Genomic DNA, 17,262 nt, shown 5'->3' with positions numbered 1-17,262 from the left:
CTATGTCTGAGAAATACATTAATCCTTTTGACGAACCTGAAAACCAGTTCTTTGTGCTGATTAATCACAACAATCAATATAGTTTATGGCCTGAGTTCAAAGGGATCCCTCCTGGCTGGAAAAGCACATTTGGTCCGTCACTAAAGCAAGACTGCATTGATTATATCGAAGCGAATTGGCACGACATTCGTGTGTAAAAAACAAACAAATAGCCACGACGATAATAATTAAATTTCTAAGGAATAAACGGCTTTGATGTGATGGACGCACTTCCCTTCTAGCACCGTTGTACCAAACTAATGGTGCAACCAGTAAGAGCAGGAGTAATCATCATGTCTATTAAAGTTGTCGGTATCGATATAGCCAAAAACCTCTTTCAAGTATGCGTGTTGAGTTCTGATGGACAAATCTTGTCAAACCGAAAGGTAAAGCGTGACAAGCTTCTTGATACAGTCCGTCAATTACCAGAGAAAACGGCTATTGCGATGGAATCATGCGCAACTTCGCATCATTGGGGCAGAATATTTCAAGAGCTTGGACATAGCGTAGCTCTTATCCCAGCTCAGCACGTAAAGCCATTTGTTGGGCGACAAAAGAATGATGCTAATGATGCGAGAGCAATTTGCGAAGCATTTTCTAGGCCTGATATTCATTTTGTTCCTGTTAAGTCTGTTGAGCAACAAGACCTCAAAGCAATACGCAGTGTCCGTAAACGCTTGGTGGAGAACAGAACTGCCTTGTCGAACCAGATCAGAGGACTCGCCGCTGAATACGGAGTGGTTTTCCCTTTGTCTATTAAAGCTTTGCGAAGTCATTTACCGATAGCTCTTGAAGATGCAGAGAATGATCTTTCCCCAGTAATGAGGAACTTACTGCAAACTTTATACTGTGACTTTGTCAGCCTTAGCGAAGAGATAGATGAAATGACCCAAAGTGTCACCATGTTGAGTCAGCAAAATCCAAGGTATGAGGCTATTCGGAATATTCCTGGTTTTGGTCCGATTTTGACAGCGGCACTGATTAGTGAGGTAGGTACTGGACACCAATTCCAAAATGGTCGCCAGTTCTCAGCATGGTGTGGCCTGGTTCCAAAACAAAATAGTACAGGTGGAAAAAGTTGTCTCGGCTCTCTATCGAAGAATGGTAATCGCGAATTAAGAGCATTACTTATTCACGGCGCTCGCGCAGTGGTTCGGTGTGGAGCTAACAAAGTGGATTCTATGGGAGCATGGTTGAGAGGACTCATTGCACGCCGAGGCAAAGCAAAAGCGATTGTCGCTCTTGCAAACAAGCTCGGTCGGGTAGCATGGCACATCTTGATGAAAAATAGTGAATACGATATTAATCAGGCCTTTAAGCCTGTTTGATAAAAAATAGCAAGTTCTAAGGAGTTATCCTAGAGAAGCAACTGAGTTTGCAATAGCTGATGAATAAACGGTGAACCATCCTTACTACACTCTGATAACGCAACATGGTTATTGAAACCGAGGCTTTGAAAAGACAGTGAGGGGCGGATTACATCATGGCGCAGGTTTATTATCGACCTAGAAAGACGTCGGATATATGTTAGCGACCGTATCATTCAATTAGGCCATTGCATCCTGAGGTGCGTCCATATATGTTGCTTAAATCGATGGAACTAAATCAAGAAGCTACGATCTGATCGTGTATGGACACTCCCTCTATTGCAAGTAAATTTTAATGAAAATGAAGGTATAACTGCCCACGTGTATTCGGTTTTATTAGTGATGCCTTAATTGCGCATCGAACCATAATGGCGTTATCCGCACATTAACTCCCAAACGGCTACACGAGCTATTAGCTCTTTGATCAGGTTGGGTTTTGATAATGTTGGTTTGACCTATTTTCCATCATTTCTTTACTATGCAATTCTTCATATAACTGTTTTCAAAAATCAATAACATTTAAGCCGCAGCGCGAGATGCGTCATACTCAACGTCTTTGGCAACAATAGCCCACGAGATCCTTGCCAACTTGTTCGCAAGCGCGATGATCGCTACGTTCGGATGCTTAGTGATACTTAGCTTTTTGATCCATAAACTTAAGGCGTCTGTTTTATCCTTAACATAGCGAAATGCAGCTCTGGCGCCATGAACCAATAACTTTCTCAGGTATCCATTGCCTCTTTTGCTTATACCTAATAACCTCTCTCGTCCCCCAGTACTGTATTGTCGAGGAACCAACCCTAATGATGCCGAAAAATCTCGACCTCTTTTAAAACTCATGCCATCACCAAGGTCAATAAGTAGTGCACTGCAAACGAGTGGGCCAATGCCGATGATTTTCATTAATCTTTGAGCAACAGGGTTGTCACTAAGACTCAATTTTATCTTATTAGTTACCTTATCAATGCGTTCATCTAGCGTGATTAAATCTTCGTACAATACTTGTAGCAACTCCCTAAATTGGAATGATAACGAGTTTTCTACGTCTTCTAACCAGTAGGGAATATGTTTTCTCAAATTACTGATACCAACAGGTGCAACGATTCCATATTCAGCGGTTAAGCCTCTAATCTGATTAGCCCTGGCAGTCCTCTGAGCAATTAGTTCTTCTCGGACACGGTGCATTGATTGAATATCTTGTTGCTCGCTCGTCTTTACAGACACAAAGCGCATATTCGGCCTGTTTATCGCTTCGCAAATGGCTTCAGCATCGACTTTGTCATTTTTATTCGTTTTGACATAAGGCTTTACAAATTGACCTGCAACAAGCTTCACTGTATACCCCGCTTTGATAAGTTCTCTTGCCCAGTAATGAGAGGAACCACATGCTTCCATTCCAATGATTGCTGTAAAAGGCACTCGTTTCATGATCGCTTTTAACCATGTGTTTCTTGCATATTTTCCCTGCCAGGTCGTTTTTTCATTTTCATCAACAGCATGAATATGGAACACATTTTTTGCCAAATCGACACCCACACGAATAATCGTTCCCATCTGAGCCTCCCATCCTACGAATAAACCATGTTTATATAATGTAGCTAATCCAGTGTGATAAGGGTGAGGGGTGTCCATACCATTGGCTACACCCATTAATCGTCGTAGCCTCATGCCTAAACCTCGTTACAAAACAACTAACTGGACGCAGTACAACAAAGCCTTAATAAACCGTGGCTCTCTGACCTTTTGGATTGATGAGGAAGCGATAGCCGAGTGGAAGCAAAACAAACAAGGCAAGCGCGGCAGACCTCGCCAATTCAGCGACTTAGCCATTACTACTGCACTGATGGTGAAACGCATATTCTCTATGCCGTTGAGAGCACTGCAAGGATTTCTAGACTCGGTATTTAAGCTGGCTAACATCCCGCTAGTTTGTCCCCACTACACCTGTATAAGCCGTCGAGCTAAGGAAGTTGAGGTTTCATTTAAAACTAAAACCAGAGGTGCGATACAACACCTAGCCATTGATGCCACTGGCCTCAAGGTTTATGGCGAAGGCGAATGGAAGGTCAAGAAGCATGGTACTGACGGGAAGCGTAGGGTTTGGAGTAAGCTGCATATCGCAGTAGATACTAGCACCCACGAAATAGTCGCAGCAGAGCTGAGCTTATCTAACGTAACCGATGCCGAAGTACTTCCCAACTTGCTTAAGCAGACACGCCGTAAAATCATTGAGATATCAGGCGATGGTGCTTATGACACAAGGAATTGCCATGATGCCATACGGCTCAAGCGAGCTGTTCCGCTCATTCCGCCACGAGAAGGGGCAGCCTTCTGGGAACGAGGACATCCTCGCAACTTAGCAGTGGGTTGCCAGAAGCTCTACGGCTCTAACAAGAAATGGAAAAAGCGGTATGGTTATCATAAGCGCTCGCTCTCAGAGACAGCAATGTATCGGGTAAAACAGTTGTTAGGTGGGAAATTAAGCCTGAGGGACTACAACGCTCAAGTTGGTGAGACTTACGCTATGATCAAAGCGCTGAACAAGCTTACAGGGCTGGGTATGCCTGAAACTCAGTATGTTGTTTAAGAACTGAACAACATGGGGCTACCATGTCTTCTCATCGAATTAAGCAACAAAGCCTGTTGTTTTGTTCGAGTCATAAGTAAGAGTCCTGTTTATAGTTATGTACACAAACTTTGTGTGGGCAAATCTGACACAGAAGAGCACTCTCGAAAATCGAACAAGGAAATTTATGAGCGTTCGAGCACAAGTTTGTTAATGTCAAACTCGTTTTTTGTTAATTGGCGCATCATTTTGATCATTTCATCAGTAGGGTTAGTTTTTATCGCGCCATTTTCTAATCAAGAAAACCCTAATAAACTGAGCAATTGCTTATTAAACAAGGCATCATACGTTTTCATTTACCAACAACGTTCTTGACTCCGCTTGCACATCAGACCAGCTCGTTAGCGAATTTATTCCTGTTTTCATCGATTTACATGTAACAAATATGTGCCTAACCCTGTTAAATACCAGCAACATTGTTGGTTAATTTCTCCACACCCACACGAAACAATCACCAAAACTATCAATTTAACGCTCGTTCGCGCTTTTGTGAGCAATATATCGAACGTAAATGATAAAAAAAAACATACTAGTTGTAAGTTTATTAAAGTTGCATAAGGTAAAGGTCATGACGGCTTATCAACGAATGGAAACCGACGTTGTCATCATTGGCGGCGGCGCGACCGGCACAGGCATCATGCGAGACTGCGCATTGCGAGGCATCGCGTGCATTCTGTTAGAGAAAGATGACATCGCCTCCGGCACCACGGGTCGTAACCACGGCTTGCTGCACTCTGGTGCGCGCTATGCCGTCACTGATGCAGAATCGGCCAAAGAATGCATTCAAGAAAACCAAACGCTCAAACGCATCGCTCGCCATTGTGTGGAAGCGACTGACGGCCTATTCATTACCCTGCCTGAAGACGAACTCAGCTTTCAAGACACCTTTATTCAGGCTTGCGGCAATGCCGGTATCGAAGCGACCCGTTTAACGCCAAAAGAAGCACTCGCGCTCGAACCGAACGTGAACCCGGCGCTGATCGGTGCGGTGAAAGTGCCCGACGGCACGCTGGATCCGTTCCGTTTATGTGCCTCGAACGTCCTTGATGCCAAAGAGCACGGCGCGCGCATGTTCAACCGCACCATCGTCACCAGTTTGATTCGCCAAGGCGATACCATACTCGGTGTACGCTGTTTGCAATTGGGCACCAACCAACAGTTTGAAATCTTTGCCAAAGAAGTGATCAACGCCGCGGGCATTTGGGGACAACATATCTGCGAATATGCCGACCTCAACATCAAGATGTTCCCTGCCAAAGGCTCGCTGTTGATCCTCGATTACCGCATCAATAACTTGGTGATCAACCGTTGCCGTAAACCTTCCGATGCCGACATTCTGGTGCCCGGCGACACCATTTCACTTATCGGCACCACGTCCGAACACATTGATTACGACCAGATCGACAACTTGCACGTCACCGAACGTGACGTGGATGTGCTGTTGGCAGAAGGCGCGAAACTTGCGCCGATCATGGCCAATACGCGCGTACTGCGTGCCTACGCGGGGGTACGTCCTTTGGTTTCGGTAGATGACGATGGCAGTGGCCGGAATATCAGCCGCGGCATCGTTTTGCTCGATCACCAAGAGCGCGACGGCCTCAAAGGCCTCACCACCATTACCGGCGGCAAACTGATGACCTACCGCTTAATGGCGGAATGGGCGACCGACTTAGTGGCGAAGAAACTGGGCAACACTCAGGCGTGCGAAACCCACACGCGCCCACTGCCGGGGTCAAACGAAACGCCAAAAGCCATCAAGAAAACCGCCAGCATCGCCAAACCGGTGTATGAATCCGCCATTTATCGCCATGGTGAACGCGCCACGCAATTCTTGTCTGACGATGCCAAGAGCCAAGCGATTATTTGTGAATGTGAAATGGTCACTGCGGGCGAAATTGAATACGCGATTAAACAGCTCGACGTCAACAACTTGGTCGATCTGCGCCGCCGCACTCGCTTAGGCATGGGCCCTTGTCAGGGCGAACTGTGCATCTACCGTGCGGCCAGCCTGTTTTCCGAATATGGTCAGGTCGATGGCTGTCAATCGAGTGAATTGTTGGTCGATTTTCTAGAAGAGCGCTGGAAAGGCATCAAACCCATTTTCTGGGGTGATGCGCTGCGCGAAGCGGAATTCAGCTATTGGATTTACGAAGGATTACTCGGTGCCAGCGACCTGCCCCAGCCCGCTCAATCAGAACACCCTCAAGCAGAACAACAAAAACAGGAGGCGGAATTATGATGCATTATGATGTGGCCGTGATCGGCGGGGGCATTGCGGGTTATACCGCTGCAATTCGCAGCCTGCAAGCTGGCAAAAAAACCGTGCTCATCAATCAGGGTCAAAGCGCGTTACATTTCTCTTCCGGCTCCATTGATGTGCTGGCGAAATTACCAGATGGCAGCGCGGTCACCCACCCGTTTGATGCCCTCGACGCATTACAGCAACAAGCGCCGTCCCATCCGTACAACACGGTGGGTCGTAGCACGCTGCAAAAAGGGCTGGAATGGTTTCGTCAAACGCTCGCCACCGCGAACGTGCCGCTATCGCATCAAGATGATTTGGCCAATCACGGGCGCATCACGCCGCTTGGCACACTCAAAGCGACTTGGCTATCGCAGCCATTTGTTTACCAACACCGCCAAGAAGTTTCGTTTGAGCGTATTGTGGTGGTTTCGATCGATGGCTATCGCGATTTTCAGCCACAAATGCTGAAAGATAACCTTCACCAGCATCCCGATTTTCAAGGTGTGCCGATTCACACGGTCACCCTGTCGATTCCGGGGTTTGACGGATACCGCCGCAACCCAAATGAGCTGCGCTCAATCGACATTGCACGTTTGCTAAAACACGATGCCGCGTGGACCGCGCTATGCGATGGTTTGATGCGTGCAGCCAATCGCAACGACTTGGTGATCATGCCCGCGATCATGGGCAACGGCGATGGCCTAACGCTGCTAACGAAGCTACGCGACACCACGCAACTGCAATTTCACGAAGTGCCGACCATGCCACCATCGCTGCTGGGTATTCGCATTGAAGAGGCGCTCAGTCGCACCTTCCTGCTGCTGGGTGGCATTCACCTCAAAGGCGACAAAGTGGTCAACGGCACGTTTGACGGCGAGCGTCTGGTTAGCCTGCAAACGCAAAACCTGCGCGACATGGCCATCAGCGCTGACAACTACATCATGGCAACCGGCAGCTATTTCAGCCAAGGGTTGCATGCCGAGCAACACGCCATCCAAGAACCGATCTTTGGCTTGCAAGTGACGCATAAACCAGCACGCGTTGATTGGCGCAATCCGGCCTTCTTTGCCGACCGTTCACACCCTTTTATGGCATTCGGTGTCGAAACCAACGCGCAATTGAACCCACAGCGCAGCGGCGTCACCATTAAAAACTTGTACTGCTGCGGCTCCATGTTGTCGGGATACGATCCCGTGTTTGAAGGGTGCGGTGGCGGCGTCGCGATTGGCACCGCCTACCACGCCATCATGCAATGCCTAGAACCTCAATTGTCAGCGTCTCACCCTAACCCATTCGATCAGGAGGTGCTCGCATGAACGCGCCATTTTCAAAAGCTGCTCCTCTGAATACCAGCTTTGACCAATGTATTAAATGCACCGTCTGCACGGTGTACTGCCCCGTGGCAAAAGCCAACCCAGATTACCCAGGCCCGAAACAGTGCGGGCCGGATGGCGAGCGCCTGCGCATTAAAAACCCGGAATATTACGACGAAGCGCTTAAATACTGCACCAACTGCAAACGCTGCGAAACCGCGTGTCCTTCTGGGGTGAAAATCGGCGACATCATCGCCGTCGCGCGGGGTAAACATGGCAAGAAACCGCTCAATCCGAAACTGATGCGTGACTACGTGCTGAGCCACACCGACCTGTTCGGCTCACTGGCCACGCCATTTGCACCAGTGGTGAACTTCGCCACATCGATGCCATTGGTGAAAAAAATCATGCACAAAACCATCGGCGTGCATGACCACAAAGCGTTGCCGAAATACTCGCACGGCACGTTCCGTCGCTGGTTTAAACAAAATTGCACCAGCCAGCCGCTGTATCAGCGCCAAGTCACCTACTTTCATGGCTGCTACGTCAACTACAACCACCCACAATTGGGCAAAGATCTGGTGAAGGTGTTGAATGCGATGAATATTGGCGTGCGCTTGCTGAACAACGAGAAATGCTGCGGCGTGCCTTTGATTGCCAACGGTTTTCATGACAAAGCGCGTAAAAACGCATTGCTGAACGTGAAGAACATGGAAACTGCGGTCAATGAATATCACACCAAAGTGATTTCAACCTCCTCAACTTGCTCGTTCACGCTGCAACAGGAATACCCGCATGTGCTCGGCGTCGACAACAGCCAAGTGTCCAACGACATTGAATACGTCACGCGCTTCCTGCTGAAAGAGTTTATGAATGGCAATGCGCCGAAAATGAAACCGGTCAACCTCAAAGTGGTTTATCACACGCCTTGTCACTTGGAACGCAGTGGCAACGTGATGTTTACCATTGAGTTACTGCGCATGATTCCGGGCCTAGAACTGATTGTCCTCGATAGCGAATGCTGCGGTTTGGCGGGCACCTATGGCTTTAAAGAAGAGAACTATGACGTGTCGATGAAAATCGGCTCGCACCTGTTTGACTCGATCAAAGCCTCCGATGCAGATTTTGCGATCACCGACTGCGAAACCTGTAAATGGCAAATCGAAGAGAACACCGCGCTGGAAACCATTCACCCGGTCAGCTTGCTGGCGCAAGCACTGGCTTAGTCTTCCAACCCCAAAAAGGCGTCTTCAAAGAAAGTCGTTTCAACGCTCAACGTACAAAAAAGCGGGCATTGCCCGCTTTTCTTCTGTCACTTTCGCTTTTCGTTTGCTGCTGTCTATCGCACCACAGCATGGCGAAGGCTGTCGACCTAACGAATGGTCACGTCAGATAAGCGATACCAGCCCGACGCCTGCAACCCTTCATTGGCCAGATTCACTTCTGCCTCAGCATGGCGATCGACCAAAGCCAACTCAAGGTAGTAATGGCCGGTGGGGATCGTTTCAGGCAAAGTGAAACTGCTGGAGGTCGCGTGTTCACCCGGCAGCCAACGCATGACATCTGCGGTTGAGACGTTGAAAAACGCGGTTTCTTCGTCCTCATTCACCAATCGATACGCCAGATAATGGTGCTGATACGGTGGCGCGTTCCCTTCGTTCACAAGCAAGGCCTGAACCGTCATGGTCGCGCCCGGCGTCAATTCAGCAGGGTGCACCAGTGTGTCTACACGCAGACGATAGCCAATTTGAGCCAACGCATCGTCCAACAAATCACGATACTGAGTCGGCACCACGTGCGATTTCAGGTTCAATGTCGAAGCGTGCTGCGCAATCGCCCAATCCAAGCTTTCTGGTATGGCTACCAATCTGCAAAATCAGCTTGGAAAGGTTCAAGTCACCTAGAGTTGGAAAATTCGGACATTGCCCAGAGTTGGTTAAAAGTCGTTTTAATGGCGATGGCTATCACTTTTTTAAATCCACATGTATATCTGGATACGGTGGTGATACTCGGGGGCGTGACTGCTCAAATGGAACCTGATGAAAAACTATTGTTTGTTATAGGGGCACTGATCGCATCAGGGGGCTGGTTTTATGGATTAGTGTATTTGGCTAACAAGTTGATCCCACTTTTTAGTAAGCCAAGAACATGGCGAATTTTAGATTCTGCGATTTCATGCATCATGTGTGGTATTGCATTGAAGCTGGCAGCACCTTTGTTAAGCCAATACATATAGAGCGTCGCGATGAAGCTGCATTTCTATTAACTAAATTGCTCCTGTTAGATTGGACACTGAGTTTCCATACCAGAAGTTATTCGTCCTTTGCTAATTTAAGTAAATACTCTAAACCATTTCTGTCCAAAGCTGTGCTAGCAAAGCACGTTTCTGGCCCACTCCTTCTCAGCGCCAAAGTTTTCTTACAACCTGTGATTTTACTTTTGCCTTACCTGTAGATATCCGACGGAGTGTCGAAGTAAGCTTTTTAAAAATTATGCGTCATTTTACATTCTAATCCCCAATACCTCTCATTAATCTATTGGTTATAAACTTAAACTGTGATTGGAAAGGTTGCATGATAGAAGTATGAAAGGCGGCTAAAACCCTTATAAAAAACGTTAGTTTTTAGAGACATTTATGAAAAATTTAATTTTGCTATTTGCATTCATATTTCCACTGTTAGCGAACGCTGAACTTCAGTGCCCTCCTAATTCTTCTTCTGATTACCTAGGGGAAAAGTGTTATTGCAATACTGGGTTTGAGGTGAAAAATAATCGGTGTTCAAAAATCGAAGTCCCAGAAAATGCAACGATCTCAATGTTAGGTGGTTGGCAATGTAACATGGGGTACAAGAAGACCGATAACAAATGTACAAAGATTGAAGTCCCCGAAAATGCCAAGTTAACCTATGGTGGCAGTTGGTCTTGTAACACTGGTTATCGAAAGGTGGAAAATGGATGTGACAAAGTTCAACTGCCTGAAAATGCAAAATTTACATATGGCGGTAATTGGTCTTGTAATACTGGATATAGAAAGAACAATAACCAATGCGACAAAGTAACGTTGCCAAAAAATGCACATTTCACTTTTGGTTCGACATGGCAATGTGATTCAGGGTTCAAACAAGCTGGTAATGCTTGTGTGTCGATGACAAATAGCGAACTAATTCAACAAGTAAACTTGTTAAATAGAATGTTAATGATGCAGATAGCTAAATCTGAAGGTGGTGACTGCTCTGCTGCATTTAGAGCTTGTGAGGATGAGTGTGATGACCAGTTCTCTTCATACCGTGATGAAGATATGTGCGTAGAAGCATGCGAAGAAGGAAAGCGTGCGTGTGAATAAAAACTAACAAAGCATTTAAGAGTGATTCTCAACGCGTGACATTTTTACTATGCGTTGGTTTTAGTGTTTAAGGTGGTATGCGGCGGCTTTGGTATTGCGTTGCTCACCCCTTAACAGGGCGTTATAAGTCATGGGAGGTTCAGTGGATACTAAAGAAAAATTTGAAATAATTAGTCAAGAATACAAAGTCTGGAATTGGTTATTGTCCCATGATAAAGAGTTGGGATATCTGAAGGCATATAGCGCTTTTTTTAGGTTTTATGATGAAATCGGAGTGGAAAATGAGGAGCAGGAGTTTAGTTCATCATTAGACTCTGACTATATAGAACTTGCATGGGATGTTACAAACAGGAAGGAATTCGTATCTTATGCGTCTCAGAAGGGAGCATTTATTCGCTCCTTACATGATGAAGAAGTTGCACTATATACGCTAATTGCGTTCTCTGAGGGTATAGATAAGCAAACCGAAGGAGCGATTCAAGCCCTTTTCTATAAAAAAGGCTTAAAAGCTGAAAAAGCAAAATATGAAGAGTTACTCAATAATTTCCGTACTGACAGTACTAAGATCACTGATGAATTTTCAATCTTAAATGAGCAACTGGCTAACGAATTGCGAAAAGGGCAGCATGCTGTTATTGAACTCCAATCTGAATGTAAAATATTGGATAAAGAGAGCAAAAAGCAGAAGCAAGCTGTTCTTGATATTGAAGAAATCAAGAAAAAGCTCGAAAGCAACTTAAAGATTGAGCTCGAAAATAAGCTTAAGCATGCAAATGAGAGTTATGATGAATCTGTAGATAATCTCAATGAAAGGTTCATTGAAGAACAGGAAGCGACGAAAAACCGCTTTGAAAGTTTTGTTGAAGCATATGAAACTCAAATGAAACTAAAAGCTCCTGTCCAGTATTGGACAGATAATTGCGATCATCATAAGGAATCGGCAAAGAAGTTTGGTATAGCAAGCGTATTGTTGTCATTACTTATTTTTCTTCCAATAGGGTATGTAGCATGGGAAATATTAGCTTCAGAGAAAGTTGTATGGGGTAAGGTAGGCGTGGTTGCCTTTACAACATCACTGGCAATTTGGTTAATCCGTGTATTGGTGCGAATGTATTTAAGCCATAATCATATGCAAATGAACTCTCAAGAAAGGGTTGTTATGACTCAAGCCTACTTGGCATTAATAAGTGAGGGCGGGGCATCTTCAAGTGAGGAACGTAATCTAGTATTACAAGCGATCTTTAGACCCGTATCTACAGGCATAATCACGGATGATGCTGCGCCAAACAACATAATCGAGCTAATAAACAAAGCGCGAAAATGACTTATAACAAAGCATTTAAGAGTGATTCGCAACGCTTGGCAGTTTCGCTTCGCTCAAGTATAGCCAAGCGCCGCTCACACCTTAATGCGGCGTTATGTTACTAGGAGAAAATTGTGGTAATAGAAAAGCGAAAATTAAAATGTAACGTTTGTCAGAACTATACTTTTCATAAGTTGATACATTGTTATAAGCAGGATTTAAGTGAGGAACATTTCTATTGTGAGCGCCGATACAGCCTATTTGAATGTTGCGGATGTCAAGATGTAAAAATGGAACGCGCTGAATATTCAGAATACTGCGAATACGATGATAATGGGATAATTCCTGATATTTCTATTTATCCTCCTTACACTTTACGTCAAAAGCCTAGTTGGGTTTCAAAGTTAGTATTTCCTTTCAATGCCGACACCGGTCCCGTGAATCGTGAACTAATGGAACTGATTAGTGAAATATATGTGTCATTGCAAAATGGATGTAACCGACTTACGGTTATGGGAATCCGAGCATTAATTGAGCATGTAATGATCCAAAAAGTTGGTGATAAGGGGCGGTTTGTCAAAAACATGGATGAATTCCAAAGTCAGGGGTATATCTCTAAAGTTCAACGTACTGCACTAGATCAAGTGTTGGAAGCTGGCCATGCTGCAATACATCGGTCATACAACCCAAAACAAAAAGAAGTGATAGCTGCTATGGACATAGTCGAGAATATTGTTGAGTCAATCTATGTGGTAGAAAAAAATCAACATAGCTTAAAACATGTTCCTAAGAAAAAGTAACATAACAAACTGTTCAAGAGGGATTCGCAACGCGTGGCATTTTTACTATGCGTTGGTTTTAGTGTTTAAGGTGGTATGCGGAGTCATCAGTATTGCGTTGCTCACCCCTTAGCAGGGCGTTATGCCTCCCCAATATTTTAACCTTTGGAGTAAGAATGAGAATAAAATCAGATTTTTTTGGTGATTGGGTCAATATCCAGAAAGATATTTTGATGAATCACTGGGGCTATGATGTTTCTTCTGTACCGGATAATGAGATCCCTTTTGTATACTTCAATGCTGAGCAGCGCCGTCCTGAAGCCAAAGTTCGGCAATTGCTTTTGGCTGATACTTTTTCTTGCCCTCAAAATTTAGAGTCCGGATGGGAGCGTTTAAAAGGCTTGATTGAATCAGGTCACGACTTAACCCCTAATCTGAGTAAATTGGTGAACAATTTGAACAACAAAGATTCCATGCTCAATGATTGGGGAGTTCACCATTTTCATTTAGGTGAAAATATGAAAGGTAACTTTATTGAACGTACTGGACCACTTCTATTTGCGCTACTCGCCGAGGATAAGTTTTATGCGATTGGTATCTTTAACCATGGCTCATGGGCAGACCAAGATATTGTTGAAATTATCCACCGTAATTGGTCGAACGTAGTCGAGCGGTACCAAATTAAAGACATAGTATCGTCGACTCCTTTAACCGAGCAAGAACGTTTAACTCTCCGCAAAAGAAATGCCAATAGCTTCGTAACTGTTCAGGATGGAACTGTCTATGCACCGATAGGTGGTGGAATGGCAAGTTCTGGTTTTAATATACAGGCTGTAACGAGAAAACATCGCCAAAAACTATTTCTCCGACACTTAGAACAACAACTAGATAGTCAGCTAGAGAGCCTGCGCGAGGTTTTTGAGAAACAAGGTTACAACGGTGAGCCCGAGCTTGAAGCAATCTTGGATATTACAGAAGAAAAATATACCGCTCTATTCCCTAAATATGGTGTGTCAGCAATTTTGTGGTCGAAGGCATAACAAAGCGTTTAAGGCAGATTCCCAACGCACAATGATTCGCCCCGTTAGTTTTGGACACCGAGTTAAGTGAGTACAATCACTAACGAGGTGAACAATGACAAACAAGAAGAAACGTATTATCCATTCTCCTGAATTTGAAGCCGAAACTCTGAAGCTAGCAGAGAAAGTGATTGTTCCTAGTGATCGTGGTAGCCAGTATTGCTCGAAAGATTATCGAGATATCATAACTGCTTATAATCTAAAACAAAGTATGAGCAAGGAAGGAAACTGCTGGGACAATGCTTGTGTTGAGAGCTTCTTCCATTCGATGAAAGTGGAAACGATTCAATACGAACCAATAAGGACCAGAGATGAGATGCGCCAAACGTTCTTCGAGTACATAGAGGTTGATTATAATCGGACGAGAAGGCACGGTGCTCTTGGGTATCTAAGCCCAGTTAACTTTGAACAACAAAATGTCGCTTAATGAAGCGTCCAGTCTGGCTGGTGAAGAGCACTCTCGATGGGACAAAGTTACAGTACATCGCACTAATATTCGGCGTTGTAAGGAAAGTAACTACTCTAAAGCATAACTAAAAGATAACAATGGAGAGTGTTATATAAAAGGTAGCCTAGGGGAAGGAGATTCGCTTTGATTTTATGAAGTTCAAAAATATAAAGCTTATTTTTATATAGCTACTACGAATAATAATATAATGCTTATAAATAAATTTTATAATTATATGCTTGAAATTAATCAGGTAAAAAACTAAAAAAACCAATGTAAAGGTTGTCTGTGCAGAATCGCTTTACATATATTGTTTTTATTTTGTATTGCTTCTTATGGAGGATATATTATGAATTCAATAGATCTAACCCCATTATATCGAAATAGTGTAGGGTTTGACCGCTTCGCATCACTGTTAGATCATGCACTTACTAGTGAAGCATCTATTAGCGGCTACCCTCCATACAATATAGAAGTTCTTAGTGAAAACCATTACGCTATTACTTTAGCTGTTGCGGGATTTGTTCAAGAAGAACTAGATATTCAAGTTGAGAAAAGTGTACTCACTGTGCGCGGTGATAAGAGCTCTGATCAAGAACGAACATATCTATATCAGGGTATAGCCAACCGTAAGTTTGAACGTAAGTTTAACTTAGCGGACTATGTTGAAGTTATTGACGCTAATCTCTCTAATGGCTTGTTAACTATTACTTTGGTTAAAGAAATTCCAGAGGAAATGAAGCCTAAATCTATTACCATAAATCATGGTGGTAATATTTTAGAGCATAAATCAGAAGGGATTGATCAAAGTAAAGTCGACAACAAGTAAATTACTGAGGGTGTTCATAACACCCTCTATGCTATATTTTTATTTATAAATCTTGTTTATTCGTTTGAGATGTGAACGTTGAAAAATAAACATGTTAACTAAAACAGTAATGTGCTTAGTTTGGTGTGTAAATAATTTGCACATGCCATTAAAGAAAGGTTAGCAACGCTTTACACATTGAGTTAAAATTATAACTTAATGTGTCAAATGGCATCGTGTGAGTAGACTTTGCTTAAAGTTTCTGATTAAAATCACGCATTGGTATGCAGATATAAATCACGCCCACGTTCGCCGTACCATAGCCAACGGCCTTGTGTACATACCACCACACGGTTCGTAATCCCTCGGCGGTTTCTTCGTCCCATTCCAGCACACTGCCGATAGGTACATGGTGCGAAGCAATACGCAGCATCAGCGGCTCTAAGGACTCGCCAAGGTTTTCGTCGCCATCGTCCATCATGAAAAAGTTCTCTTGCTCATCTGGACAATCCAACAAAGCCACCAGCTCTGGTTCGCTATAAGTGAGCGTATCTTGGTTGGTTTCTAGCTCTAACACTGATTCGTTTTGGTAGTTATCATCCGTTGGTGCCGATTCTGGCTCAACAGGGCGATACAGGGACGCTTCAAAGTGATCTGGTGATAGTTTGATAGCCTTAATCCAATCTTCCCTTAAAACGCGATTAAAGGGCTCATGGCCTTGGTATCGAACCTTTCTTACTACAGGTTTAACTACGTCACTCACTTGATGATTCTCTCTAATTTGCTTGGTGTTACGTTCATCAATTTTGCGAAGTCGGCCAGCGCTTCACCCTTAGTCTTTCCTTGCAGCTTGTAGCCGTCATGGAAGTTCTGGAAGCCGACCTTAATCATATCGATATAACCTTTCTTCTCGTTGGACTCCTTACGCAGTTTGCGCGCTTGGCGCTTGATGGTTTCGCTTTCCCGTTTCTGTTTGGCGATCTGTTTTTCCATTGCTTTCTGAGCGCGTAGATATTTCGCGTGTTCGCGCGTAGCGGCGGCCTTATCCACCACCGTTTTACGGTTACGTGCGGCAGCTTTCTTCTCGTTCTCGTTGAGCAAGTACGTTTTGTTATCTGAGCCAAAACCAACACGGCGCGCTTGCTGTTTCATTTGGTTGGCCAAGATGCGTTGCCATGCCAGCGATTGCAGCATGGTTGTTGCCTTGAGAACATGTTTACATGCCACGCCGGACAATTCAGGGTTTCGGATTTTCGGGAAAGCAAACTCTTTAGGCGGCGCTACGCAGTAGTTACCCATAGTGGCCAAGTATCGATACCAATACTGGTGACGGCCACAGTCGCAATCAAAGGAAATACGGCCAGCACACGCCAATTGCACCGCTTGGTTGTAATCCCCATTAGGCGGTTCGTGTAGTAGTTCATCCCACTGCTCAAAACGCACCTTTACTCGATGCTCTTCGTGCTTCGATACGCTTGATGCTCGGACACGAATAAGCGCGATATTGTTCTTAATACCGATCAACGTGGCCTTGTGAGTGCCTGTACCGTCATCGACACGGTTGTTTGCACGGTCTACGTCGATTTGACGCGAGTTCTTCACCAAAAAGGCGTAGGTGATACCCGCTGTCTTACTGTCATAGACCTCTTTGTGTCGCTGGCGAGCCTTGTCGAACTTGATCAGGTCTTCTTTGGTAAACCGTTGCCCTTTAGCCTTTTCGCCTAGCGCTTTTAATGCCTTATTAGTTGGCTTGGCCAGCGTTGAGGCGGTCAGCGTTCGCTTAGCATTACGGCGGTTTCTCTTTTGCGCCTGTTCAATCTTGTTGAATAGCTGGTTGAACTGCTTTTCATTGAGGCCAAGGCTGGCAAATGAGCCGTTATCCCGTTTCTCCGCTTCAAACTTCTTCGGCATA

Annotated in this window: 16 protein-coding genes and 1 pseudogene; 13 read left to right on the top strand and 4 right to left on the bottom strand. The window is 44.8% G+C overall.

The window, feature by feature from the left end; genetic code table 11:
* Positions 1–2 precede the first annotated feature (2 nt).
* On the top strand, positions 3–197 hold the full coding sequence (locus R7O13_RS20030; protein WP_017634326.1) for an MbtH family protein: 195 nt from the start codon (positions 3–5) through the stop codon (positions 195–197).
* Positions 198–332: 135 nt separating this feature from the next.
* Positions 333–1,367 carry an IS110 family transposase gene (locus R7O13_RS20025; RefSeq protein ID WP_140136440.1) on the top strand — a complete coding sequence of 345 codons (1,035 nt, stop codon included), beginning with the start codon at positions 333–335 and terminating at the stop codon, positions 1,365–1,367.
* A 558-nt stretch (positions 1,368–1,925) separates the two neighbouring features.
* Here R7O13_RS20025 and R7O13_RS20020 read toward each other — a convergent pair.
* The gene (locus tag R7O13_RS20020; protein WP_064377512.1) at positions 1,926–2,960 is read right to left on the bottom strand and encodes an IS110 family transposase; all 1,035 of its coding nucleotides are present in this window, start codon (positions 2,958–2,960) and stop codon (positions 1,926–1,928) included.
* Between the two features lie 112 nt (positions 2,961–3,072).
* Between R7O13_RS20020 and R7O13_RS20015 the strand changes: the two genes are divergently transcribed.
* The 4 genes from R7O13_RS20015 to glpC all read left to right on the top strand — a co-directional run bounded on the left by R7O13_RS20015 (position 3,073) and on the right by glpC (position 8,816).
* Positions 3,073–3,993, top strand: a complete 921-nt coding sequence (locus R7O13_RS20015) for an IS5 family transposase (RefSeq protein WP_025594252.1) — start codon at positions 3,073–3,075, stop codon at positions 3,991–3,993.
* 607 nt (positions 3,994–4,600) lie between these two features.
* On the top strand, positions 4,601–6,271 hold the full coding sequence (gene glpA / locus R7O13_RS20010) for an anaerobic glycerol-3-phosphate dehydrogenase subunit A (protein WP_025594253.1): 1,671 nt from the start codon (positions 4,601–4,603) through the stop codon (positions 6,269–6,271).
* The gene (glpB, locus tag R7O13_RS20005) at positions 6,268–7,593 is read left to right on the top strand and encodes a glycerol-3-phosphate dehydrogenase subunit GlpB (protein WP_014257458.1); all 1,326 of its coding nucleotides are present in this window, start codon (positions 6,268–6,270) and stop codon (positions 7,591–7,593) included. The genes glpA and glpB overlap by 4 nt, the downstream gene beginning before the upstream one ends.
* Positions 7,590–8,816, top strand: coding sequence for an anaerobic glycerol-3-phosphate dehydrogenase subunit GlpC (glpC, locus tag R7O13_RS20000; protein WP_004726856.1), 1,227 nt, complete (start codon positions 7,590–7,592; stop codon positions 8,814–8,816). Before glpB ends, glpC begins: the two co-directional genes overlap by 4 nt.
* Before the next feature lie 146 nt (positions 8,817–8,962).
* Here the strand turns inward: glpC and R7O13_RS19995 are convergent, their stop codons facing one another.
* Complete coding sequence (locus R7O13_RS19995; protein WP_025594143.1) at positions 8,963–9,436, bottom strand: DUF4832 domain-containing protein; 474 nt, start codon at positions 9,434–9,436, stop codon at positions 8,963–8,965.
* Here R7O13_RS19995 and R7O13_RS19990 point away from each other — a divergent pair.
* The 7 genes and pseudogenes from R7O13_RS19990 to R7O13_RS19960 all read left to right on the top strand — a co-directional run bounded on the left by R7O13_RS19990 (position 9,413) and on the right by R7O13_RS19960 (position 15,371).
* Positions 9,413–9,826 carry a LysE/ArgO family amino acid transporter gene (locus R7O13_RS19990; protein WP_025589760.1) on the top strand — a complete coding sequence of 138 codons (414 nt, stop codon included), beginning with the start codon at positions 9,413–9,415 and terminating at the stop codon, positions 9,824–9,826. The two genes, R7O13_RS19995 and R7O13_RS19990, sit on opposite strands and share 24 nt — an antisense overlap.
* A gap of 399 nt (positions 9,827–10,225) precedes the next feature.
* Positions 10,226–10,933, top strand: coding sequence for a hypothetical protein (locus R7O13_RS19985; RefSeq protein WP_237284044.1), 708 nt, complete (start codon positions 10,226–10,228; stop codon positions 10,931–10,933).
* Positions 10,934–11,075: 142 nt separating this feature from the next.
* The gene (locus R7O13_RS19980; RefSeq protein ID WP_237284043.1) at positions 11,076–12,257 is read left to right on the top strand and encodes a DUF6161 domain-containing protein; all 1,182 of its coding nucleotides are present in this window, start codon (positions 11,076–11,078) and stop codon (positions 12,255–12,257) included.
* 269 nt (positions 12,258–12,526) lie between these two features.
* A complete protein-coding gene (locus R7O13_RS19975; protein ID WP_203513269.1) occupies positions 12,527–13,036 on the top strand; it encodes a DUF4145 domain-containing protein in 510 nt (169 codons plus the stop codon).
* A 155-nt stretch (positions 13,037–13,191) separates the two neighbouring features.
* A complete protein-coding gene (locus R7O13_RS19970; protein WP_237284041.1) occupies positions 13,192–14,055 on the top strand; it encodes a hypothetical protein in 864 nt (287 codons plus the stop codon).
* A gap of 160 nt (positions 14,056–14,215) precedes the next feature.
* Positions 14,216–14,521 (top strand): annotated as a pseudogene (locus R7O13_RS19965) (IS3 family transposase); the annotation flags it as partial.
* 370 nt (positions 14,522–14,891) lie between these two features.
* Complete coding sequence (locus tag R7O13_RS19960; protein WP_237284040.1) at positions 14,892–15,371, top strand: Hsp20 family protein; 480 nt, start codon at positions 14,892–14,894, stop codon at positions 15,369–15,371.
* Positions 15,372–15,603: 232 nt separating this feature from the next.
* On the opposite strand, the gene R7O13_RS19955 is transcribed toward R7O13_RS19960, so the two are convergent.
* Positions 15,604–16,113: a hypothetical protein gene (locus R7O13_RS19955; protein ID WP_237284039.1), complete on the bottom strand. Its 510-nt coding sequence runs from the start codon at positions 16,111–16,113 to the stop codon at positions 15,604–15,606.
* On the bottom strand, positions 16,110–17,261 hold the full coding sequence (locus tag R7O13_RS19950) for a phage tail protein (RefSeq protein WP_237284038.1): 1,152 nt from the start codon (positions 17,259–17,261) through the stop codon (positions 16,110–16,112). The genes R7O13_RS19955 and R7O13_RS19950 overlap by 4 nt, the downstream gene beginning before the upstream one ends.
* Between the last annotated feature and the right edge of the window lies 1 nt (position 17,262).

Source organism: Vibrio sp. Y176 (assembly GCF_033438945.1).
This window is presented reverse-complemented; position numbering and strand designations above follow the sequence as displayed.